The sequence below is a fragment of the Bradyrhizobium cytisi genome (assembly GCF_008123515.1).
Lineage (GTDB): Bacteria > Pseudomonadota > Alphaproteobacteria > Rhizobiales > Xanthobacteraceae > Bradyrhizobium > Bradyrhizobium cytisi.
On sequence record NZ_VSSR01000055.1, the window covers coordinates 1 to 19,578 of the forward strand.

The following is a 19,578-nucleotide window of genomic DNA, read 5'->3' on the forward strand; positions in this document are numbered from 1 at the left end:
CGCCGGCCGGGCGCGATCGCTCGCCCTCGCGCCGCGCGCCGGATGGCGGACCGCCGCCACCGCCGGCGCCAGGCGTACGCGGCTTCCGCGACATCACCGCCGACGTCAACGATCTCGGCGGCGCCGCCGCGCAGGCCAACCGCGCCGCGCGCCGCACTTACGCCAACGTGCCGTCGCCCTCGCCGGAATTCGACCGGCTCGAGCCGAGCCTGGAGAACCGCGCCGCCGAACCCGACGCGCCCTATTCCTATGACGAGTCGATGGAGGAGGCCGAGCGCTACGCGCCGCAGTCGTCGTCGCCGCGTCCGCGCATCGCAGCCGACCGCGGCGCCAGGAAGCCCAAGCGCGCCGGCTCTATCTTCCCGTTCAAGAGTGCGATCGCCATCGGCATCGTGCTGATCCTGGTCGGCGCCGGCATCCTGTGGGGCAAGTCGCTGGTGCAGACCGCGACCAATCTGTTCAAGCCCTCGCCCACCCAGGTGGTGGAGGCGCCGAAGGATGCCGCGCAGCCGCAGAGCAAGCCGAAGATTCCGGATCGCGTCGGCCAGCCCTCGGCGAGCGACCAGCCGGCTGCGCCGGTGGCGCAGAAGGTCGTGCTCTATGACGAGGATCCGTCCGACCCGAAGGGCAAGCAATATGTCGGCTCGGTGGTGTGGCGGCTCGAGCCGATCAAGGCCTCGGGCAACCAGAAGGCCGACGTCGCCGTGCGCGCCGACATCGAGATCCCCGACCGCAAGTTCAAGATGACGATGTCGTTCCGCCGCAACACCGACTCGTCGCTGCCGGCGAGCCACACGGCCGAGCTGACCTTCATCCTGCCGCCGGACTTTCCGGGCGGCAGCGTCTCCAACGTGCCGGGCATCCTGATGAAGTCGAACGAGCAGGCGCGCGGCACGCCGCTCGCGGGCCTCGCGGTCAAGGTCACCGACGGCTTCTTCCTGGTCGGCCTCTCCAATGTCGACGCCGACCGCTCCCGCAACGTCCAGCTTCTGAAGGAGCGCTCGTGGTTTGACGTGCCGCTGGTCTACGCCAACCAGCGCCGCGCCATCATCGCCATCGAGAAGGGCGCCCCCGGCGAACGCGCCTTCAACGACGCCTTCGCGCAGTGGGGCGATTAGGCCGGGCCTAGTTCTCTTCCGTCATTCCGGGGCGCGCGACGCGCGAGCCCGGAATCCATCGTGCCGCGCGCTGTGCAGCGAGATGGATTCCGGGTTCGACGCTGCGCGCCGCCCCGGAATGACTTGCAGATGGGTTACTGCGCGGTCGCTTCCCGCTTGCGTGCCGCAGTGGCGGCTGCGTGCTCGCGGTCCATCACGGCGCGGCAGCCGGGGCTGACCTGCGCTTTTTTCTGGACCATGCAGGCCCTTATCCGCGTGATGTCGGGGATCTCACTGGAGCACAGCCGCATCGCATCGCCCGTGCACATCTGCTGCGCTTCGGACGAGAAGGCGAGGCCGGGTGATGTCTGGAGGGCGATCGCGGTGGCGGTGAGAGCGAACAGCGAAGCGGTGGTCTTCAAGAGCGAAGCGATGGTTTGGTAGCGTGTCATGAACAATGCGTCCCCGAGTTCCGTGGGTCGAACCACTTGGTTTTGGGGCGCTGCACGCGACTTGATCTGCCGCATGTCACAGTCTTCACGCCGGGAACCTTGGTCCCGCATGTGGTCGCTCGATCTGTTGATGTTCGAATCGAAAAGTGCTGCGCCGCCCGAGCGAAGTATGCGCGATTGTCAAAGAGCTGCAATGGGCGGCGCGAATGAATTCGCAATTGTTGCGCGACCGTCACGCAAAATGTGAGACGTTCACATGCCGTGAGTCTGGAACACCTTGCTGCACGACCTCGACAGCTTGGCCCGGTTCGCCTGCAGGCAGCCCTGCACCGCATTGTCATTGCCGAGATCCTTGCGGCACAGCCGCGAGGCGTCGCGCGAGCAGGCATTCTGCTCCTGCGGCGTGCCCATATGGCCTTGCGCAAAGGCGGGCGCATTCGACAGGCCGCCGAGAGCCGAGAGAGTGATCGTCGCCAGCAATACCAGTTTACGAGACATCGGCGGCTCCAGATCTGACAGATGAATCTCAACCTCCAGTCTGAACTCGTCGCTTTGCTGCTTGTTCCCCCAAACAGCGCGCAACCGCGCTATCCAAGGTTCCCGCCGCGCTGCTATAAAAGCTCGTGCGTATGAGGAGTTCTTGATGAAACGCTATCTGGTGTTTGCGCTCGTCGGTCCGTTCGTGGGCGGCTTCCTGCTGCTGCTGACGACGACCTACCAGTCCGGCTACTGGGCCCAGACCAGTCTCGGCGAGGTCGGCAAGCTGTTCGTCGTATTCTTCAAGACGCTGCAATACAGCTATCTGTTCGGCTTCCTGCCCTCGCTGATGATCGGCGCGGTCGACGACATCCTGATCCATGTCAGGCGCGTCGGGCCGGTGCTGCGGATGCTGCTGGTCGGCCTGTTCGCCTTCATCCTGGCATCGCTGACCTACGGCTCGCGCGGGTCGGATTCCGGCGCGGTGCAGTTCATCCTGTACGGCCTGGTTGGCTTCGTGCCGGCGGTGCTGTCCTCTTGGTTCGTGCATCGCTATGTCGAGGAGCCGCGGCCCGCGGCGGCGGCGAGCTGAGCGCGCGACCTTCGGACGCGGCGCAGCAACCTCTGTTGTGCTCGTGCGTTTCCTGATGGACATGACCATGCCCGACGACGACATTCTCGCGCCACGCAAGTCCCGCTCAGGAACGCAGTCGCGCGCCGATGTTTCGGACCGCGCGGCGCGCGGACCGATCATCGACCAGGAAGGCCACGAGATCCCTCCCGAAACCCTGGAGCAGGGGTTCCGCGAGTTTCGCTTTGAGTTCGGCCAAGGCAATCCGTTCGGCAACCTGACGCGCGAGCAGCGGATCGCGCGGCTTGAGGCGCTCGCCAAGCTGCTCGACGTCGCCTTCGTCCTGCCCGGCACCAATATCCGCTACGGCATCGATGGGTTGATCGGATTGATCCCTGTCGTCGGCGATATCATCACCACCGCGATCTCGCTCTGGCTCGTGCGCGAGGCCCGCGCGCTCGGCGCGCCCTGGTATCTTACGGCCCGCATGCTCGGCAATGTCGCCCTCGACGGCGTGGTCGGCATCGTGCCGTTCGCGGGCGACGCCTTCGACGTCATGTTCCGCGCCAACATGCGCAACGTGCGCCTCTTGCGCCGCTGGCTCGACAAGCAGCCGCGCCTCTGAAGCCCGCCCTTTAAGAAAAGCGAAAAGCGCGACAGCCGTTCGGCCATCGCGCTTTGCGCACATCGGAGACTTTAAGAAAATTTACGCCGCGTCGGCGTCGGCCTCGGCGACCGGCTCCGGCTTGCGGTGGCGCGGCAGCGGGAAGGCCTCGCTCTCATAGAGCGAGCGGATGCCGTTCTGGTCGAAACGGGCTTCCTCGACCTGGAGATACGCGCCATTCAGCGAATCCGTCGGCAACTGCTCCATCGCGAACTGCACGGCTTCGGCCGCGGTGCCGAACCGCCGATAGGTGAAGCCCGCGCGCTTCTTCTTGCGGATGGCGGCGGGGAAGAGCTCGGCGGAGGTGTTGAAGTTGAACGGACGCAGTGGACGCATGGTCAAAGACCTCGTGATCTTGTCTGGGGCTTTAAGCGCGTGGGGTTGGGGAGGCGGAGGCCACAATCAGGCGAGCCCGCCGCACATCATTTTCGTCCACTAATATAGGCTGTTTTCACAGAAATGCGACCCCTGCGATGGGAGATGATGAATCCGCGCATGGCAGCCCCGCAGAGGCTATAACAAAAGTAGTTTCAATGAGTTATATGGTTTACAGCTTGCCAAGAAGCAGCAGCACGACCAGCACGACCAGAACGACGCCGCCGATCCCCATGCCGGAATGGCCCATGCCGTAGCCATAGCCGCCGATCCGGCCAGACCAGCCGCCCAAGAGATAGATGATCACCAGGATGATCAGGATGGTCCCGAGTGACATGGCGTCCTCCCTGGCGGCGGCCGGATTAGGCTCATCGGCTGCACGCCAGACAAGAAAAGCATATCGCGCCGCCGGGTTCCACCGGGGAACCGGCGGCGCGCAACCTTATTTCGGCTCCAGCTTGAGCGCAGCCGAGTTAATGCAATAGCGCAGGCCGGTCGGTCCCGGTCCGTCGGGGAAGACGTGGCCGAGATGGCCACTGCATTTGGCGCACAGCACCTCGGTGCGGACCATGCCGTGCGTCGTATCCCGCTCCTCGTCGACATGGCTCTCGACCGCAGGCGCGGTGAAGCTGGGCCAGCCGCAGCCGGAGTCGAACTTGGCGTCGGACTCGAACAGCACGTTGCCACAGCCGGCGCAGACATAGGTGCCGGCACGGTGATCGTGCTCATATTCGCCGGAGAAGGGACGCTCGGTCGCCTTCTCGCGCAGCACGGCGTACTGCATCGGCGACAATTCCTGCCGCCACTGCTGTTCGCTCTTGATGATCTTGTCGTCGGTGATTTTCGTCTTGGTGTCGGGCATGGGTCTCCCGTTTTCTGATGATCTTGTTTTCGGTGATCTCGCGATCAGTTGGTGGCCTTGCTGGCGCTCACCAGCGTCGGCTTCTCGATGTAGTTATCCGCGAACAGTTTTTTCAGGTTCTCGACCTTCGGGATGTCGTTATAGGCGATGTAGGGCTGGCTCGGGTGCAGCGTCAGATAGTCCTGATGATAGGACTCGGCCGGGTAGAACGCCTCCAGCGCGCCGACCTTGGTCACGATCGGCTTGCTGAACACCTTGGCGCCGTCGAGCTGGGCGATATAGGCCTCCGCGACCTTCTTCTGCTCGTCTGAGGTGGTGAAGATCGCCGAGCGATATTGCGTGCCGCTGTCGGGGCCCTGGCGGTTGAGCTGGGTCGGGTCGTGCGCCACCGAGAAGTAGATCTGGAGGATCTTGCCGTAGGAGATCTTCTTCGGGTCGAACTTGATCTCGACCGACTCGGCGTGGCCGGTCCGGCCGCCCGAGACAGTCTGGTAATCGGCGGTCGCCTTGCTGCCGCCGGCATAGCCGGAGACCGCGTTGACGACGCCGGCCGTGTGCTGGAATACGCCTTGCACGCCCCAGAAGCAGCCGCCGGCAATCACCGCGGTCTGGATGCCGCTTGCGGGTGCTGTGTCCATTGCGGGGGCAGGGATCACGACGGCGTCTTCCGCGGCCCGGGCCGGTGCGGCAAAGGCCAGCGTCAAGGCGGTGGTGGCGGCGAGCAGGGACAGGACGGAGCGGCGCATGGCGGATCCTCTTTCGGAAGGCCTGACAGTTTAGGGCGGTTGAGGGCGGGCGAACAGCCTGCCCGGCGTTTTCAGACATCGGAGATACGGGCGGACCGGGCGATTGTTACGGCTTTGGAGACACGAACCCGTGAAATCCTTGGCCCGGCTTGGCGCGGTGGGGAACTCCGGGCTAGATGAACCGGCGCGATCGCCGATCGACTTAAGATGTGGTGGCTGGAGCTGATCCGACAACATGCTGCGCGTCGTCCCCCTGATATCAGTCATGCTCGTCTCCAGCTTTGCGATCGCCGCGGCGGAGCCGCAAGCCGGCGACGACCTCGCCACCTGCCGCGACCGCCAGGCTGACCTTCAGGCGCGGACGACGGCCTGCGAGAACCTGCTCAACGCCGATCGCGTCACCGGCAAGGACAAGGCGGTCGCGCTCTCGGTGCGCGGCAATAATCTGATCAACAAGCGCGACTACGATCGCGCGATCGATGTCCTGTCCACGGCCGCGGGCCTCGACCCGGACAATGCCGTCATCCTCAACCTGCGCGGCCTCGCCTATGAGCGCACCGGCAAGGACGACCTTGCGATGGCCGACTACAACCTCGCGCTCCAGAAGCGACCGACCTACGGCGTTCCCTACAACAATCGCGGCGTTATCCAGCTGCGCCGCGGCGCGCTGCAAAGCGCGCTCGATGATTTCAGCCTGTCGATCAAATACACGCCAAAATTCATCCTCGGCTCGACCAACCGTGCCCGCGTGCGCACGCTGATGAAGGATTATGACGGCGCGCTCGCCGATTTCGCGGAGGCCGAGAAGATCGATCCGGCCGCGCAACAGATTGCCGGAAACCGCTGCACCACCTACGGCATGATGGGCAAGTACGATCAGGCTTTTGCCGATTGCAACGGCCTGATCGAGAAGCAGCCGAGGAATGTCTATGCAATCAACAACCGCGCCGACGTCTATTTCATGAAGGGCGATTTCGACGCCGCGCTGAAGGACTACAATACGGCGCTTCAGCTCAACCCGAACAATATCCGCGCGCATTCCGGCCGCGGCCAGGTCTACGAGCGCAAGAAGGATCTCGCCCAGGCCCGCGCCGATTATCGCTCGGCCGCCTATTCGCTGACGAAGTTCGACGAGCTCGACGTTGCCCGCGCCCGCACCATCGCGCAGGAGCGGCTCGCCGCGCTGACGCCGCAAACGCCGGGCGGCGCGCCCAGCGGGCGCCGCGTCGCGCTGGTGATCGGCAACGGCGCCTACAAGAACGTCCACGCTCTGCCCAATCCGCCGCGCGACTCGAAGCTGATCGCGAGCGTGCTGAAGGACGTCGGCTTCCAGACAGTGATCTCCGTCAGTGACCTCACCCGCGACAAGTTTTTCGACGCGCTGAAGACCTTCGCCGACGAAGCGGAGAAGGCCGACTGGGCGGTGGTCTATTACGCCGGCCACGGTTTCGAGATCGGCGGGGTGAATTATCTCGTTCCCATCGATGCCAAGCTCGCCGTCGACCGGGATGCCGAGACTCAAGCCGTCGCCCTGGAGCAGGTGATCGCAGCTGTGGGCGCGGCAAGAAAAGTGCGTCTGGTGATCCTGGATGCCTGCCGCGACAATCCGTTCGCGCCGACCATGCAGCACACGCTGTCGCTGAAGCTGGTCGACAAGGGCTTTTCCAACATCGAGCCCGGCGCCGGCTTCATGGTGGTCTACGCCGCCAAGCACGGCGAGACCGCGATCGACGGCGACAACGGTGCCGACAGCCCGTTCTCCAGCGCGCTCGCCCGCGAGATCAAGGTGCCGAAGGTCGAGATCCGAAAGCTGTTCGACATCGTGCGCGACGATGTCTGGACCGTCACCAAGCACGAGCAGCAGCCGTTTTCGTATGGCTCGCCGCCGGGCCGGGAAGATTTTTATTTCGTGGCGGGGAAGTGAGACAATCGCCGGAGCGGGGTTTTAGACGACGATACTCAGCCGCTTCGCCGCGCGCGTGATGCCCGTGTACAGCCACCTTGCCCGGCTCTCCCCGAACGCAAAGCTCTCGTCGAACAGCACGACGTCGTCCCATTGCGAGCCCTGCGACTTGTGCACGGTCAGCACGTAGCCGTAGTCGAACTCGTCATAGGGCTTGCGCTGCTCCCAGGCGATCTGCTCGATGCCGCCCTCGAAGCAATCCGCGCGCACGGAGACTTTCGTGACCTTGTGGCCGAAATCCTCGTCGGGCGAGAGCCGCATGCTGAGGATGCGCGATTTCGAGCGCGACGTGTTGCGCGACTTCACGCGCCACAGGCCGCCGTTGAACAGGCCCTTCTTGCGGTTGTTGCGCAGGCAGACCAGCTTGTCGCCGGCGACCGGAAAGACATCCTCGATGTTCTGGCGCTGCCGCACCCGCATGTTGTAGGCGCGTCGGGTGTTGTTGCGGCCGACCAGCACCTGGTCGGCGCCCATGACGCGATCGGGATCGAGCTCCTTGCGCGATACCACCTCGCTCTCGCCGTAGCGGCCGATGTCGAGCTCGCGGCCCTCGCGGACGTCCATCGACATCCGCACGATCGGATCGTCCTGGGCCTGGCGGTGCACCTCGGTGAGCATCGCATCCGGCTCGGTATTGGTGAAGAAGCCGCCGCCCTGGATCGGCGGCAGCTGCGCAGGGTCGCCGAGCACCAGCAGCGGACACTCGAACGACATCAGGTCGCGGCCCAATTCGGCATCCACCATCGAGCATTCGTCGATCACGATCAGCTTGGCCTTGGAGGCCGGCGCGTCGTCCCACAATTCAAAGCTCGGCTGCTCCTCGCCGGATTCACGGGCGCGGTAGATCAGCGAATGGATGGTGGAGGCGTCGTCGCACCCCTTGTTGCGCATCACCAGCGCCGCCTTGCCCGTGAAGGCGGCGAACTTCACCTCGCCGTCGACGCCGTCGGCGATGTGCCGCGCCAGCGTGGTCTTGCCGGTGCCGGCAAAGCCGAACAGGCGGAACACCGGCGGCGTGCCGTTGCGGCCGGGTTTTGCCTTGAGCCAGTCGCCGACGGCTTTCAGCGCGGCATCCTGATGCGGGGTGAATGTGGGCATGACTGTCTTGAGAGGTGCGAAACGATGCGATTCGCGATTCCCCAAAACTAACCATTCGCCCCGCCGGTTCAAGCGCCGGGCAATCGCATTTCAAGGCTGTTTCTCTGCGGCCATCCTTCGAGACGCCCGCCTTTGGCGGGCGTAGACAGCGCCGTCCCACACATTAAGATGCCCGCAACAAAAAATGAGCGGGAGAGATGGCGCCATGAAGTTCGGCATCTTCTATGAGCTGCAACTGCCGCGGCCCTGGGTGGCCGGCGACGAGCTCAGGCTCTATCAAGACGCGCTCTCGCAGATGGAGCTCGCCGACAGGCTCGGCTACGACCATGCCTGGGTGGTCGAGCATCACTTCCTTGAAGAATATTCGCACTCGCCCTCGCCTGAATCCTTCCTCGCTGCTGCGAGCCAGCGCACCAAAAACATCCGGCTCGGCCACGGCATCCTCCAACTCACCACCAACCATCCGGCGCGCGTTGCCGAGCGCGTCGCGGTGCTCGACCTGCTCTCCAACGGCCGCTGCGAATTCGGCATGGGCGAGAGCGCGTCCATCACCGAGCTGACGCCGTTCGGCCGCGACATGGAGACCAAGAAGGAGGTCTTTGAAGAGGCCGTCGCCGCGATCTTCCCGATGTTTGGGGATGCGGGAAGCGAGCATCACGGCAAGTACTTCGACATCCCCTTGCGCAATGTCGTGCCGAAGCCGGTGCAGAAGCCGCACCCGCCGCTGTGGATGGCGTGCTCGCAGCTGCCGACCATCGAGCGCGCGGGTCGTCATGGTTTTGGCGCGCTCGGCTTCCAGTTCGTCAGCGCCGATGCCGCGCATGCCTGGGTGCACGCCTATTACAACGCGATGACCAAGCGGTTGCACAAGCTCGCCGACTACGAGATCAACCCGAACATGGCGCTGGTGTCGTTCTTCATGTGCGCCAAGACCGACGAGGAGGCGCGTGCGCGTGCCGACGGCGCCACCTTCTTCCAGTTCGCGCTGCGCTTCTACGGCGCCTCGCAGAACCGCCAGCGTCCGGCGCCCTACACCGTCAACATGTGGGACGAGTACAACAAGTGGAAGCGCGACAATCCGGAAGCGCAGGAGGCGGCCTTGCGCGGCGGCCTGATCGGCTCGCCGGAGACGATCCGCAAGAAGCTGAAGCGCTTCCAGTCGTCGCATATCGACCAGGTCATCCTGCTCAACCAGGCCGGCAAGAACAGCCACGAGCACATCTGCGAATCGCTCGAGCTGTTCGGCCGCGAGGTGATGCCGGAGTTCCAGAGCGATCCGGCGCAGGCGGCCTGGAAGAGGAGCGTCATGAGCGGCGAGATCAAGCTCGAAGAGATTGAAACCGAGGCTTTTACCGACCGCTACGGCAAGCTCGCCATCAACGTCGCGCCGGCGAAGGTGGCGGCGGGGTAGGGGCGGCTTCCGGCGCGCCGCCCTTGCTGATATCGTCCGCCAAAACAACCTTGGCGGAGGAAACCCATGCGGCCCCACGCGATGGCCTCGACCCCGGCGGCTGGCGACGTCACGCCCGCGGTGCTCGCCATCGGCCGTCCCGACTTTCCAAACATCCTCATCGACACGCTGCGCCGGCAGGCCGGCGTCGGCCATTGCATGGTGTTCGCGCTGACGCGCGCCGGTGCGGCGAGCTGTCTGCTCGATGCCGGCAACATCCCGACCGGCGGCGATCTCGGCGCGGCCTATGCCGGTCAGTTCCACGAATCCGATCCCAATCGCGATGCGCTGTTCGAAGCCGAGGGCAGCGCGCCGATCATGCTGCCGTCGTTCGCGCCGCGCATGTATGGCGCGCGCTACCGCAAGATCTTTTTTCACGATTCCGGCATCGTCGACAAATGCGCGACCGCGATCTGGGCTGATGACACCTGCTTCTATGTCAACTTCTATCGTATCGCCGTGCAGGGCCGCTTTGGCGACGTCGATCGTGCGCGGCTGCACGCGATTGCGCCGGCGATTGGCGCCAGCGTCGCGCGTCATTTCCGGCAGGCCGCGACTGCGCCGCTCGACCAGAACCTCGCCGCGTTGTTTGCGGCGTGCGCACCACTTTCCGCGCTGACGCCGCGCGAGCAGGAGGTGTGCCGGCACATCCTGCTCGGTCTCAGCTCGGAGGCGATCTCGCAAGCGCTCGGCATCAGCCTGCATTCGACCCAGACCTATCGCAAGCGTGCCTATGAGCGGCTCGGCATTTCCGCGCAGAACGAATTGTTTGGAATCGTGCTGGGCCTGCTCGTGGGGCCTGGTCGCCTGAACTGAGGGGTACTCTAAGTTCTGCTCTCCAAAAGCAAAGCGGACACGCGGTCCGCGCTCCGGGACGGTCGCATTTTGGCCCCGAGCCGACGTCCGCGTTCTCATAATGAGCAGTTGGTGATAAGCATGCGGCGGGAATTCATGCCTGTCGGGGGACGCGAGAGTGGCAGCAAAGCTTGGCCAGATCATTCTTGTTGTTGCATTCGGGGTGCTCTCCGCGCTTGGCGCCGCTCACGCTGCAACCGTTGTGGCCCTCGGGGCCAGCAACACCTTCGGTAAGGGTGTGTCGCGTAGCCAAGCCTATCCCGCACAGCTTGAAACGCTTCTCCGTTCGAAGGGTCTTAACGTCCGTGTCATCAATGCTGGCGTCAACGGTGACACCACGGGAGGCATGCTGGCCCGACTGGATCGCGTGGTCCCGAAAGGAACGAGCGTTGTGATCCTTCAGCCCGGCGGTAACGACCGGAGGAAGCTAGCCGCCGACAATACCCCTGCCATCCAAAGTCGGCTAAGCGCGATGGGAATCAAGGTTGTCATGCTCCCGAATGGGATGCTGCACGGACTGCCGCATCAGCCTGACGGGCAACATCTCACGCCAGAGGGCTATCACACGCTGGCAGAGAATCTGGTTGGCGAAGTCGCCGCGGTACTGGGGAAATAGCGTCAAACCGCCTCTGCATGGCTCGAAATCCCTCGAGCCATGCGATCCTGTGTCTCGGGCGCAGCCGACGGGCCGGCGTGGACTAGCGGCGGCCCTTGATTTCGGCGACTTGATTTTCGCCGGCCAACTTGCCTCCGGCTAGCAGGCTGCTGCAAAGCCACCGAGCCTCTCTGGAGGTCGAGCCCAGGAAGGTTTTGGTGTCGACGCACTGCGCGTAGGTGTTGTAGGTCAGCGTGTCTCGGCACGTCGGCGAGAAATTGCTGATATCGCGATCCCCACTTATACTACATCCAACCCAGGGCGCGTTGCCGACCCTGTAACTTGTTTCGCAACCACCGTTGCAAGTGCTGGCGGATCTCTCCAGCCTGGCAAGCCGCCCCAATGCCGTATTCGGCGCGAACGCTGGCGTTTGAGCGGTTGACGAGCCGGATGTCCGGTGGGCTGTCGCTGTCGTTGACCTCCGCGGCGATGTAACCGTTGGTCTTGCCATCTGCTTCGGCGCTTCGACCGAGACGGCGGGAAGCGAGGAGTCGGAGCCTGTTGTGGTTTGCGACATTGCCGTACCGTTTGTGCTGCACAGCAAGAGAGTTGACAAAATAACGACGGCTGACGGCACGGCGAAGCCTGATGACAATTTCATAAGACATCTCCCCAAATGCGGGACGGAAATGCCGTCCCGACAACTGCAGATTGTACCATGGTATTCGGAAACCGGCAATCGCGAAGGGCGAAAGAGCGTCTCACGATTTGTCGTAAAGGCCGCGACGGCAACGCCCGGCCAGAACCTCGCCGCGTTGTTTGCGACGTGCGCGCCACTTTCCGCGTTGACGCCGCGCGAGCAGGAGGTGTGCCGGCACATTCTGCTGGGCCTGCTCGCGGGGCCCGGTCGCCTGAATTGAGGGGATACGTGAGTGCGGCGAGGAGAATGAATGGTCCGGCGCCGAAGCCAATTCTCCTAGTTCCTTTTAGATCCCGGAATTTTCCCAAGAACCGCTCCTCGGGCGTCCCGGACTGACACCGTGCGGCCCGTCTGATCCGCGATCCGCTTTGCGAGGTCCAGCGCCTCCGCTTCGTCGACGTGGTCGGCAACCGACATCGAGAGAGCTCCGGCGCCGGCGCCGATGAGGACGATGTTGTTGCACTTTCGGGAATCTCTCTTATCGGTCACGGCGTGACTCCCCCGATCGACCCGGATGTCACGATGGAGGCTGAAGGTGGCTGGTCAGACGCCTGATGTCGTTTGAGGTCAGGGGATCGGCGATCACCTTGGTCTCGATGAAACGGCACTTCGGGCATTCAAAGATGCGCTTTTCGCAATTGTCGGGTTTTGGAGATGCGCTCAGCAGCCCCATCCGCGTCTGGCATCTCCGGCAACGCGGCCGTTCGATAGCGATCAATGAACGCACTGTCGGTACAGACATCGCATCTCACCAAAAAGGAAAAGCATCTCGCCGAAAACGAAAAAGTTAACAAGGCGCAAGAAGCCTGTCCGTCCGGAATCCGACATTTGGGTCGGAAAAATCCGACTTGAGCAGCCACGTGGCGGGACTAAAATCACGTCCATAAAAGAGCTTGCCGATGACCGCAAAGCGAAGACGATTCAAGCAGACGCTTTCGCTCGATGAGCGCCTCAGGAAAACTGCGGAAGAATGCCGTGCCAAAGCAAAGCTTCTTCGAGGGACGGAGAGGCAGGTGCTTTTGGAAAAGGCGCGTGAGTTCGAGGCACAGGTCTCGATCAACAGGCTGTTCGATTAAAGCATTTTCGCGCGAAGCTGATGCCGGTTCGCGAAGAGAGCATGTCAAGGCAAAAACCTGGAGCCATTCTATCGGAGCAGACGCGGCTCTAGATCACATTCTGCTCGCGAAGCGTTTCAAAGCACTCGCAGGACCGTGCTTTCAAGGCATTGAGGTCGAGGATGTTGATGACGCCGCGCGAGTAATTGATGAGCCCGGCCTCTTGAAGCTTTTGCGCGACCTCGGTGACCGACGTCCGGCGGACGCCGAGCATTTCAGAGAGGAATTCCTGGGTGAGGTGAATGGTCATGTTTTGCGTCACCGAGCTGGTCTGCAACAGCCATCTGCAAAATCGCTCTTCAATCAAATGCAGGGCATTGCAGGCGGCTGTCACGCGGGCCTGGGCAAGCAGGTTCTCGTTGGACCGCAGGCACATCAGCTGAAGCGCTTTGCTGGTCTCGCCGTGCCGTCTCATTGACGCGGCGGGAATGACGGCCGCGGTCGTCGAGATTTGAATGATCGCCCGAACCTGCGACTTGTGCAGGCCGAACGTCGCAGAAGCGCCAAACGCTCCGTCCTTGCCGATCGTCGCCGTCTCGACGGCCTTGCCATTTCTCATGATCGTGAGGAGCGAGATCATGCCGCCGAAGGGAAAGTAGACCTGGTCGATTTCGTCGCCGACCTCGGCGAGCACCTTGCCTTGCGCAAGGGATAGCACCGTCATTTGGGGCCGAAGTTGCTCAAATTCGGCCCGCGGCAGACTGGCCAGCAGGGAGTTGGCGAGTGGTGCGGTCGGCATGGTGTATCCCGCCCGGTCGGTCTGGGCCGTCTTCCGCGGGGATTGACGTAGCGTTCCGAGTTGACGCCTCCACGGGAATTTCTAGGTAGGCTACAAACCGGCATTTCGTCGGTACGGTTTCCGACTTATACCAGGAGCTGAATTCCACGAGCGCGGTTTAACTAGGCGCCCGATTCCGATGCATTACTAGGGCAAACGCAACATTTAATGTTCGGAACCGGACTCACGAGGGAAAGATGCCGAGATTCTTCTTTGTCGTCGCCGATGGTCGAAACATGGAAATCCAGAACGACGGGCTGGAGCTGCCCGACCGCGACGCTGCCTGGGTGGAAGCAACGACCGCATGCGGAGAGCTGCTCCGCGATCTCGATGGCAAGCTCCTGCCCGGGGATCAGTGGTGCATGAAGGTCAAGGATGCGACCGGCGCGGATATCTACCTGCTGGAGTTCAAGACCAGCGCGGTCTGACGCGACGACGTGCTGAAGGACCTTGGAACTGCATCATCCCAGGGAACCGAACGCCTGCCGTTGTGTCCGGTATCCGACATAAGATAGTCTCCCTCATCACCGTCCCGTCCGCGGCTTCGACCGGTGACTGAGAGAGGATCGTGCTCCCGCCGGGTTCATGGTGGCGCCGATGCACGACTCCCAGCCCGCAACGACGTCCTACCGGCTCCGGATTTGGGCCAACGGGATCGAGGAGGAATGGTCGGTTCCCCTTGACGGCAATGATGCAAACGCACTTTGGGACGAAGCCGCCGTGACCGCGTGCGACATGATCCGCGACATCAAGTTTGGCGGCATGAGGCCGGACCTCGACTGGCATTTCGAGGTCTGCGATCCGGCCGGCACTGTGATCAGCCGATTTTCGTTTAGGGCGGAGCGCCTCGCGTGAAAATGGCTCGGCGCACCCGGGCTCAAATCGATTATGGACCGAAGTCATTGCGCTTCCGGCCCTTCGAGGCATGCAGGTCCGATCTGACGATGTCCGTTTTTCCGGTCAGGCCGGACAACATCGCTTCAGGGCAAATGACGAGAATGACCAAAGCCGCATCTTTGGCTTTCTAAAATCGGCGCTCTTGCCCATACTGGACGTCTATCGGAGGTGGCCCCCGGAGTAGAACAATCGTTGTTTGACTGAACCTTACCGCGACTGCAATTTCGGAATGGAGACATTCATGAAACGTCGTGATTTTCTGAAACGAACCGCTATTGCTGGTCCCGCTAGTCTCCTTCTCGGGAGCGTTCGGTCCGACGGTTATGGTTTTATCGGTTCAGCATTTGCTGCCGGCGACGGCGATGACCAGAAGGCAACCCTCGAGCAGAAGTTTGCCGACTTTGCAATCTCCATCAGATATGAAGCCCTCCCGACAGACGTGATCGCGTCGGCCAAGCGCGTTCTTCTCGACACGCTCGGCTGCGCGTTTGGATCAGTAGGGTCCGAACCCGCAAATATCGCCGAGGCGACAATTCGCAAGACTTTTGGAGACGGCAATACAGCCACAGTGATCGGCTATGCGCGACCCGCTACCGTAGAAGGCGCACTGTTCGTCAACGGCGTCCTCGTCCGCTCCCTCGACCTGAACGATACCTATATCGGCACTGAGCCACTGCATCCGAGCGAGATGCTTCCGACGGCCATTGCGCTTTGCGAGGAGAACGGACGAAGCGGCCGTGATCTCATCGAGGCGATGGTCGCCGGATATGAGGCCAGCATGCGCGTCAATGACGCCATTTCGTTCATTGAGCGTGGATTTCATCCCTTGTGTGCGGCCTCCTACGGGATCCCTGTGATTGCGGGCAAGATCTGGGGACTTCCCAAGGAAGTCATCGCCAACGCCGTTGGAATTTCGGGCGCCCGTGGCTTCACAAGCTTTGTCGTCAATAGTGGCGCGATCAGCATGATGAAAGCCATGGGGCTCGCCGCCACTGCGGCCGATGGCGTTTTCGCAACACGGCTTGCCGCGCAAGGCTTCACCGGCCCGTCCGGCACGCTGGAGTGGCTGGCGTCGAAAATGAAGCCGGCCAAGGAGGGATTTACCGTCGACCTTGAGCTTGCGCGATATCGTCTGCCGCGGGTGGCATTTAAACGCTTTCCGATCCAAATCGAGTTGCAAGCCGTCGCAGAAGCCGGCGCATCACTCTCGGCGAAGATCAAGGGTCGAGCACAAAATATACGAGCGATCACCGTTGAGACGTATCCCGGGATAATCGAGCGCGTTGCGGATGCTGCGAAATTTCGGCCTCAGACAAAGGGTACCGCGGATCACAGTCTTCCCGTTTGCCTTGCCATGGCCCTTCTCGATGGCGATGTGACGGTGGCGCAATTCGAGAAAGGCCGCTGGCGAGCCCAGGACGTCTTGGCGTTGGTGGAAAAGACTTCTGTGAAGCCCGGCGAGGCACTCATTGCCAAACTCCCCAAGGGGCGTGGCGCAAGCATAGAGATCGTCTTCACAGATGGTCAGTCTCTGCGCGAGATTGTGGAGGTTCCCGAAGGCGACGCGGTACGCCCGCTATCGCGATCGTCGCTCGAACACAAATTCATGAATTTTGCGGTCCCTGTTGTTGGAAAGGCAGGCGCGGAGCATGTCTTGTCACTTGTTTGATGGCCTTGAAGAACTGAAGGATATCCGCGAATTGACACGCGCTCTAAAGGGAAGCGGACAACAAAACCCGGGATGATTGGAAAAAAGCTCCACCAGCGAATGTCTATGTCGTTTGCTGGCCGATCCGCGAAGTGGCGGCCCGCCTCCAACGAGGTCCGCTCACCGAGGCATCGAGGACTAGAGTTGCTCACGTTGAGTTCTTCGCATAGTTTGAGGTGTGGTAGATAATTGAACCCTTATTGCGATCATGGAATCCGGCTATTGGCGGATTCGACGAAAGTGTGGTGCTGCAGTTAGTATCGCAGAGAGCAATTTCGGAGGGAAACAATGCAGCTTGCTATCGACTACGTCGCCTCCTTTGCCACATCCCCTCTCAACAGATTCAGCAAACGAGCACCGTGGGAACTTACGTCCGATGCACGCGACGTGATTGAAGAACTGGTTGCGGAGATCGATAGCTCATATCGGGTCGTTGGCACTGTCGCCGTACATCATACCGCAACCGTGGAAGATCGAGCTTCGATTAAGGGGCCAGCTATCATTGGGCCGCACTGCTTTGTTGCTGCCAACTCACTAATCCGCGGCGGTTGTTGGGTAGACGAGAGTTGCATCGTGGGGCCTGGCTGCGAACTGAAGTCCTCGTTCATCTTTCGAAAGTCCAAATTGGCGCATTTCAATTTCGTTGGTGACAGCATTCTCGGATCAAGCGTGAACCTCGAGGCAGGATCTATCGTTGCCAATTATCGCAATGAGCTGCCGGAGCCCACTATAAAGATCCGTTACCAAGGAAGAATTGTAGATACTGGCGTGACCAAATTCGGTGCTTTGATTGGCGACGGATGTAAAATCGGTGCAAATTCTGTGATAGCACCGGGCTCGCTCGTTACACCAAATACTGTGATTGCCAGGTTAGCGCTCGTTGAGCAGGCGTCGTGATGAAGCCCAATCATACCGCTTGTTCTGGCACATGAACGATTTTTGGCGGACCGTGCCAACTTTGCCGGGCCTGCATCTCGCCGGACGATTCGAGCGTATTGTGCACATGAACCTGTGGGGTGCGCGGCCACCTCTGCGTCCGGCCTTGGCCCCGAGATAACCGCGACTGGGAGCGCGCTCCTTGCTTGATGCGCCTTGTGGGACGCGGGTTGGATCATGGATTGCATCATGAATCTACATTACACAGGCGTGGATATCGTGCCGTCGCTCATTGCCACCAACAGCAAGCGGGCGCAGCGAGGTGAGATCATTGGTCGCTTCCTGGATCGCCGACATCTGCAGTGACGCACTACCGCAGGTCGATGTAGTTCTTTGCCGCGACTGTCTCGTTCATCGTAAGCCTTCGGTGGAGGCCGCCTTCCCGGATCGGGTTCGAGCGTGAGATGGTTTGCTCATTAATTCGCAAGCAAATGAGCAAACGTGACGACGGTTACGGTTCTATCCGGTCCAGAGCGGCGACGGCGGTGGACGAGTGCCGAGAAGCTTAGGATCGTGGAGGAGAGTCTGGCGCCTGGGGCCAGTGTTGTCGAGGTTGCTCGGCGACATGACGTTCACCGCAATCTGGTTACGGCTTGGCGGCGGCAGGCGCGCACAGGCGTCCTCGCTTGCGGGTCTGATCCGATGCAGCGGCAGGATGGCGAAGTCCGTTTTGCGGCAGTCTCCATTGCGCCAGACCGGCAACCGTTGACGGCGCCCTCCGGAAGCTGCGGTGCGATCGAGATTGAGTTCGCGGCCGGGGCTCGGATGCGGATCACGGGCGCGGTTGACGCGGCGACGCTGAGCGCAGTCGTGGCGGCGCTGACTGATGGACGGCCACGATGATCCCGTTGCCGGCCGGCGTGCGGGTATGGCTGGCGACCGGCCATACCGACATGCGGAAGGGCTTTCCGTCGCTGGCGTTGCGGGTTCAGGAGATCTTGCATCGCGACCCGCTGGGCGGCCACCTGTTTTGCTTTCGCGGCCGTCGCGGCAATCTTTTGAAGGTCATCTGGCATGACGGCCAGGGCGCCTGTCTGTTCACGAAGCGCCTGGAGCGGGGGCGCTTCATCTGGCCGAGCCCTGCTGAGGGTGTGGTAACGATCTCATCGGCGCAACTCGGTTATCTCCTGTCCGGGATCGACTGGCGGCATCCACAAGAGACATGGCGGCCGACATCGGTCGGATGAGGCTTTGAGCTTGCGGATCGTGATGGATGTGATTCCATTATCGTCGTGACCACATCTGAATCGCTTCCCACTGATCTTGCCGCCGCGCATGCGATGATCCTCGCATAGCGCACCGCGCGCCTGGAAGCGGAGGCGGTTACAGCGAACGCCAAGGCGGAAGCCGCCAACGCGAAGGCGGCCGAAGCACTGATCAGTTATCTCAAGCTCGAGGTCGAGAAGCTGCGTCGCCAGATTTACGGCAGCCGCTCGGAGCGCAAGGCACGTTTGCTGGAGCAGATGGAGCTTCAGCTTGAAGAGTTGGAAGCAACCGCGACCGAAGACGAACTCGCAGCCGAGAGGGCGGCGGCCAAGACGCAGACCGTACAATCCTTCCGGCGTAAGCGCCCGTCGCGCAAACCGTTCCCCGATCATCTGCCGCGCGAGCGGGTCGTGGTCCCGGCCCCGGAGAGCTGTCCCTGCTGCGGCTCATCGAAGCTGTCAAAGCTGGGCGAAGATATCACCGAGACGCTGGAGGTCATTCCCCGGCAGTGGAAGGTGATCCAGACCGTGCGCGAGAAGTTCTCGTGCCGGGCCTGCGAGACGATCACCCAGCCGCCGGCGCCCTTCCACGTGACGCCGCGCGGCTTTGCCGGCCCTAACCTCTTGGCCATGATCCTGTTCGAGAAGTTTGGCCAGCATCAGCCCTTGAACCGGCAGAGCGAGCGCTATGCGCGGGAGGGCATCGAGCTGAGCTTGTCGACACTGGCCGACCAGGTCGGCGCCTGTGCGGCGGCCCTGCAGCCGCTCTATCGGCTGATCGAGCGCCACGTCCTTTGCGCCGAGCGGCTGCACGGCGACGACACCACGGTGCCGATCCTGGCCAAGGGGAAGACGGTCAAGGGCACATCTGGACCTATGTCCGCGACGATCGGTCGTTTGGCGGCCGTGATCCGCCGGCCGCACTCTATTACGCTTCGCGCGATCGACGGCAGGAGCATCCCACGCGGCATCTTCAAAACTTTACCGGCGTCCTGCAGGCCGACGCCTATAGCGTGTCATTCGGCCTGCAATAT

General features: G+C 62.2%; 23 protein-coding genes and 2 pseudogenes. 16 read left to right on the plus strand and 9 right to left on the minus strand.

Annotated features, from left to right (window positions below):
• Window positions 1-1,118: hypothetical protein (locus FXB38_RS29745; protein WP_148754534.1), on the plus strand; the 1,118-nt coding region annotated here is incomplete at its 5' end.
• A gap of 134 nt (window positions 1,119-1,252) precedes the next feature.
• On the opposite strand, the gene FXB38_RS29750 is transcribed toward FXB38_RS29745, so the two are convergent.
• Together FXB38_RS29750 and FXB38_RS29755 are read right to left on the minus strand one after the other, a co-directional pair.
• The gene (locus FXB38_RS29750; RefSeq protein WP_187435236.1) at window positions 1,253-1,549 is read right to left on the minus strand and encodes a hypothetical protein; all 297 of its coding nucleotides are present in this window, start codon (window positions 1,547-1,549) and stop codon (window positions 1,253-1,255) included.
• A gap of 252 nt (window positions 1,550-1,801) precedes the next feature.
• Window positions 1,802-2,047: a hypothetical protein gene (locus tag FXB38_RS29755; RefSeq protein WP_187435237.1), complete on the minus strand. Its 246-nt coding sequence runs from the start codon at window positions 2,045-2,047 to the stop codon at window positions 1,802-1,804.
• A gap of 145 nt (window positions 2,048-2,192) precedes the next feature.
• Here FXB38_RS29755 and FXB38_RS29760 point away from each other — a divergent pair, with 145 nt between their 5' ends.
• Together FXB38_RS29760 and FXB38_RS29765 are read left to right on the plus strand one after the other, a co-directional pair.
• Window positions 2,193-2,618: a DUF5413 family protein gene (locus tag FXB38_RS29760; RefSeq protein ID WP_148754536.1), complete on the plus strand. Its 426-nt coding sequence runs from the start codon at window positions 2,193-2,195 to the stop codon at window positions 2,616-2,618.
• 61 nt (window positions 2,619-2,679) lie between these two features.
• Window positions 2,680-3,222: a DUF4112 domain-containing protein gene (locus tag FXB38_RS29765; protein ID WP_148754563.1), complete on the plus strand. Its 543-nt coding sequence runs from the start codon at window positions 2,680-2,682 to the stop codon at window positions 3,220-3,222.
• Window positions 3,223-3,303: 81 nt separating this feature from the next.
• Here the strand turns inward: FXB38_RS29765 and FXB38_RS29770 are convergent, their stop codons facing one another.
• The 4 genes from FXB38_RS29770 to msrA form a co-directional block, all read right to left on the minus strand.
• On the minus strand, window positions 3,304-3,597 hold the full coding sequence (locus FXB38_RS29770) for a hypothetical protein (protein ID WP_148754538.1): 294 nt from the start codon (window positions 3,595-3,597) through the stop codon (window positions 3,304-3,306).
• A 211-nt stretch (window positions 3,598-3,808) separates the two neighbouring features.
• Complete coding sequence (locus FXB38_RS29775) at window positions 3,809-3,973, minus strand: DUF3309 family protein (RefSeq protein WP_148754539.1); 165 nt, start codon at window positions 3,971-3,973, stop codon at window positions 3,809-3,811.
• 105 nt (window positions 3,974-4,078) lie between these two features.
• A complete protein-coding gene (msrB, locus tag FXB38_RS29780) occupies window positions 4,079-4,498 on the minus strand; it encodes a peptide-methionine (R)-S-oxide reductase MsrB (RefSeq protein ID WP_148754541.1) in 420 nt (139 codons plus the stop codon).
• A 44-nt stretch (window positions 4,499-4,542) separates the two neighbouring features.
• Complete coding sequence (msrA, locus tag FXB38_RS29785) at window positions 4,543-5,244, minus strand: peptide-methionine (S)-S-oxide reductase MsrA (protein ID WP_148754543.1); 702 nt, start codon at window positions 5,242-5,244, stop codon at window positions 4,543-4,545.
• A gap of 235 nt (window positions 5,245-5,479) precedes the next feature.
• On the opposite strand from msrA, the gene FXB38_RS29790 reads away from it, so the two are divergent.
• Window positions 5,480-7,168, plus strand: a complete 1,689-nt coding sequence (locus tag FXB38_RS29790; RefSeq protein ID WP_148754545.1) for a caspase family protein — start codon at window positions 5,480-5,482, stop codon at window positions 7,166-7,168.
• 21 nt (window positions 7,169-7,189) lie between these two features.
• Here the strand turns inward: FXB38_RS29790 and FXB38_RS29795 are convergent, their stop codons facing one another.
• On the minus strand, window positions 7,190-8,305 hold the full coding sequence (locus FXB38_RS29795; RefSeq protein ID WP_148754547.1) for an ATP-dependent DNA helicase: 1,116 nt from the start codon (window positions 8,303-8,305) through the stop codon (window positions 7,190-7,192).
• 205 nt (window positions 8,306-8,510) lie between these two features.
• Here FXB38_RS29795 and FXB38_RS29800 point away from each other — a divergent pair, with 205 nt between their 5' ends.
• The 3 genes from FXB38_RS29800 to FXB38_RS29810 all read left to right on the plus strand — a co-directional run bounded on the left by FXB38_RS29800 (window position 8,511) and on the right by FXB38_RS29810 (window position 11,226).
• A complete protein-coding gene (locus FXB38_RS29800) occupies window positions 8,511-9,716 on the plus strand; it encodes an LLM class flavin-dependent oxidoreductase (RefSeq protein ID WP_148754549.1) in 1,206 nt (401 codons plus the stop codon).
• Between the two features lie 66 nt (window positions 9,717-9,782).
• Window positions 9,783-10,571, plus strand: a complete 789-nt coding sequence (locus tag FXB38_RS29805; RefSeq protein ID WP_148754550.1) for a helix-turn-helix transcriptional regulator — start codon at window positions 9,783-9,785, stop codon at window positions 10,569-10,571.
• Between the two features lie 157 nt (window positions 10,572-10,728).
• Entirely contained in the window at window positions 10,729-11,226 is a 498-nt protein-coding gene (locus tag FXB38_RS29810) for a GDSL-type esterase/lipase family protein (RefSeq protein ID WP_430640195.1), read from the plus strand.
• Window positions 11,227-11,510: 284 nt separating this feature from the next.
• On the opposite strand, the gene FXB38_RS43090 is transcribed toward FXB38_RS29810, so the two are convergent.
• The gene (locus FXB38_RS43090) at window positions 11,511-11,873 is read right to left on the minus strand and encodes a hypothetical protein (RefSeq protein ID WP_187435238.1); all 363 of its coding nucleotides are present in this window, start codon (window positions 11,871-11,873) and stop codon (window positions 11,511-11,513) included.
• Between the two features lie 931 nt (window positions 11,874-12,804).
• Here FXB38_RS43090 and FXB38_RS43095 point away from each other — a divergent pair.
• A complete protein-coding gene (locus tag FXB38_RS43095; RefSeq protein WP_187435239.1) occupies window positions 12,805-12,981 on the plus strand; it encodes a hypothetical protein in 177 nt (58 codons plus the stop codon).
• 88 nt (window positions 12,982-13,069) lie between these two features.
• Here FXB38_RS43095 and FXB38_RS29825 read toward each other — a convergent pair whose 3' ends face one another.
• Window positions 13,070-13,759, minus strand: a complete 690-nt coding sequence (locus FXB38_RS29825; RefSeq protein WP_148754553.1) for a Crp/Fnr family transcriptional regulator — start codon at window positions 13,757-13,759, stop codon at window positions 13,070-13,072.
• A gap of 236 nt (window positions 13,760-13,995) precedes the next feature.
• Here FXB38_RS29825 and FXB38_RS29830 point away from each other — a divergent pair, with 236 nt between their 5' ends.
• The 8 genes and pseudogenes from FXB38_RS29830 to tnpC form a co-directional block, all read left to right on the plus strand.
• A complete protein-coding gene (locus FXB38_RS29830; RefSeq protein ID WP_148754555.1) occupies window positions 13,996-14,226 on the plus strand; it encodes a DUF6894 family protein in 231 nt (76 codons plus the stop codon).
• Between the two features lie 169 nt (window positions 14,227-14,395).
• Window positions 14,396-14,653: a DUF6894 family protein gene (locus tag FXB38_RS29835; RefSeq protein ID WP_148754557.1), complete on the plus strand. Its 258-nt coding sequence runs from the start codon at window positions 14,396-14,398 to the stop codon at window positions 14,651-14,653.
• A 283-nt stretch (window positions 14,654-14,936) separates the two neighbouring features.
• Window positions 14,937-16,364 carry an MmgE/PrpD family protein gene (locus FXB38_RS29840; protein WP_187435240.1) on the plus strand — a complete coding sequence of 476 codons (1,428 nt, stop codon included), beginning with the start codon at window positions 14,937-14,939 and terminating at the stop codon, window positions 16,362-16,364.
• A 327-nt stretch (window positions 16,365-16,691) separates the two neighbouring features.
• Window positions 16,692-17,300, plus strand: a complete 609-nt coding sequence (locus FXB38_RS29845; RefSeq protein WP_148754559.1) for an LbetaH domain-containing protein — start codon at window positions 16,692-16,694, stop codon at window positions 17,298-17,300.
• A gap of 9 nt (window positions 17,301-17,309) precedes the next feature.
• A pseudogene (locus FXB38_RS45105) lies at window positions 17,310-17,694 on the plus strand (class I SAM-dependent methyltransferase); the annotation flags it as partial.
• Between the two features lie 86 nt (window positions 17,695-17,780).
• Window positions 17,781-18,182, plus strand: a complete 402-nt coding sequence (gene tnpA, locus FXB38_RS29850; RefSeq protein WP_148754560.1) for an IS66-like element accessory protein TnpA — start codon at window positions 17,781-17,783, stop codon at window positions 18,180-18,182.
• Window positions 18,179-18,526: an IS66 family insertion sequence element accessory protein TnpB gene (gene tnpB, locus FXB38_RS29855; protein ID WP_148754561.1), complete on the plus strand. Its 348-nt coding sequence runs from the start codon at window positions 18,179-18,181 to the stop codon at window positions 18,524-18,526. The genes tnpA and tnpB overlap by 4 nt, the downstream gene beginning before the upstream one ends.
• Before the next feature lie 231 nt (window positions 18,527-18,757).
• Window positions 18,758-19,578: pseudogene (gene tnpC / locus FXB38_RS29860) on the plus strand (IS66 family transposase); the annotation flags it as partial.

Bases quoted from the DNA above. Each gene is read 5' to 3' on its own strand.
- FXB38_RS29760 (WP_148754536.1), top strand. From the start codon at position 2,193: ATGAAACGCTATCTGGTGTTTGCGCTCGTCGGTCCGTTCGTGGGCGGC.
- FXB38_RS29825 (WP_148754553.1), bottom strand. From the start codon at position 13,759: ATGCCGACCGCACCACTCGCCAACTCCCTGCTGGCCAGTCTGCCGCGG.
- FXB38_RS29770 (WP_148754538.1), bottom strand. From the start codon at position 3,597: ATGCGTCCACTGCGTCCGTTCAACTTCAACACCTCCGCCGAGCTCTTC.
- FXB38_RS29790 (WP_148754545.1), top strand. From the start codon at position 5,480: ATGCTGCGCGTCGTCCCCCTGATATCAGTCATGCTCGTCTCCAGCTTT.
- FXB38_RS29830 (WP_148754555.1), top strand. From the start codon at position 13,996: ATGCCGAGATTCTTCTTTGTCGTCGCCGATGGTCGAAACATGGAAATC.
- msrA (WP_148754543.1), bottom strand. From the start codon at position 5,244: ATGCGCCGCTCCGTCCTGTCCCTGCTCGCCGCCACCACCGCCTTGACG.
- FXB38_RS43090 (WP_187435238.1), bottom strand. From the start codon at position 11,873: ATGTCTTATGAAATTGTCATCAGGCTTCGCCGTGCCGTCAGCCGTCGT.
- FXB38_RS29800 (WP_148754549.1), top strand. From the start codon at position 8,511: ATGAAGTTCGGCATCTTCTATGAGCTGCAACTGCCGCGGCCCTGGGTG.
- FXB38_RS29845 (WP_148754559.1), top strand. From the start codon at position 16,692: ATGCAGCTTGCTATCGACTACGTCGCCTCCTTTGCCACATCCCCTCTC.
- msrB (WP_148754541.1), bottom strand. From the start codon at position 4,498: ATGCCCGACACCAAGACGAAAATCACCGACGACAAGATCATCAAGAGC.
- FXB38_RS29755 (WP_187435237.1), bottom strand. From the start codon at position 2,047: ATGTCTCGTAAACTGGTATTGCTGGCGACGATCACTCTCTCGGCTCTC.
- FXB38_RS43095 (WP_187435239.1), top strand. From the start codon at position 12,805: ATGACCGCAAAGCGAAGACGATTCAAGCAGACGCTTTCGCTCGATGAG.
- FXB38_RS29835 (WP_148754557.1), top strand. From the start codon at position 14,396: ATGCACGACTCCCAGCCCGCAACGACGTCCTACCGGCTCCGGATTTGG.
- tnpB (WP_148754561.1), top strand. From the start codon at position 18,179: ATGATCCCGTTGCCGGCCGGCGTGCGGGTATGGCTGGCGACCGGCCAT.
- FXB38_RS29795 (WP_148754547.1), bottom strand. From the start codon at position 8,305: ATGCCCACATTCACCCCGCATCAGGATGCCGCGCTGAAAGCCGTCGGC.
- FXB38_RS29765 (WP_148754563.1), top strand. From the start codon at position 2,680: ATGACCATGCCCGACGACGACATTCTCGCGCCACGCAAGTCCCGCTCA.
- FXB38_RS29805 (WP_148754550.1), top strand. From the start codon at position 9,783: ATGCGGCCCCACGCGATGGCCTCGACCCCGGCGGCTGGCGACGTCACG.
- FXB38_RS29750 (WP_187435236.1), bottom strand. From the start codon at position 1,549: ATGACACGCTACCAAACCATCGCTTCGCTCTTGAAGACCACCGCTTCG.
- FXB38_RS29840 (WP_187435240.1), top strand. From the start codon at position 14,937: ATGAAACGTCGTGATTTTCTGAAACGAACCGCTATTGCTGGTCCCGCT.
- FXB38_RS29775 (WP_148754539.1), bottom strand. From the start codon at position 3,973: ATGTCACTCGGGACCATCCTGATCATCCTGGTGATCATCTATCTCTTG.